Origin of the sequence: Photorhabdus heterorhabditis (assembly GCF_001280945.1) — a bacterium.
GTDB classification, from domain to species: Bacteria; Pseudomonadota; Gammaproteobacteria; order Enterobacterales; family Enterobacteriaceae; genus Photorhabdus; species Photorhabdus heterorhabditis.
This window is the reverse complement of sequence record NZ_LJCS01000219.1, coordinates 1-597: the sequence shown is the minus strand read 5'-3', so window position 1 is coordinate 597 and position 597 is coordinate 1. Positions and strand designations below refer to the sequence as shown.

The 597-nt window shown below is 44.1% G+C and carries 1 pseudogene; it reads right to left on the bottom strand.

Features of this window, described 5'->3' with window-relative positions:
* Positions 1-70: 70 nt before the first annotated feature.
* Positions 71-597, bottom strand: a pseudogene (locus AM629_RS24145) (hypothetical protein); the annotation flags it as partial.

Genomic DNA, 597 nt, shown 5'->3' with positions numbered 1-597 from the left:
TCGTCTTTCTCTTGCTGAGTCAACAAACGATTCAGTTTATAAGGGATATACAACCCATCTAATTGCATAATTATGCCTCCGCCGAAGTCATTAATTTGTTAAAAGCGTCCATTTCCATTCTGCTATCGGGCCAGATAACAGGAACATCCCCTTCACCTGCCGGAATTTTGCGCCACAAGCAAGCCATCAACCATTTCTGGATCTCATTCTTCTTTTTCATCGCCAGATAGATATTGGCGCCAAAGAATAAAACCAAAGCAACAAAAATACCTAATGGACCTAAGACACCAGCAATCCACAGACCTGCACTCACCGCCGAAATCAGATAGGCAATTCCCAATCTTCTATTTTTTTTGAAAAATATCTCATCTATTGCATGATACCCATCCCATACCACCCCAACGATCCCAGCCAAAGATCCAAGGAATTTTACCCTCCCAATCCACGTTATTACCTTGGTCAATAGCTTTTCCCCCAAGACAGAACCCAGCAGAGGCTTTAACCTGAGTACCAGAAAATTATTCAACAACCGCTCACAGATTTCAGCAAGAGTCCCCATTGCAGCGACCAGATCCGCCGCAAACCGGGTACATGCCT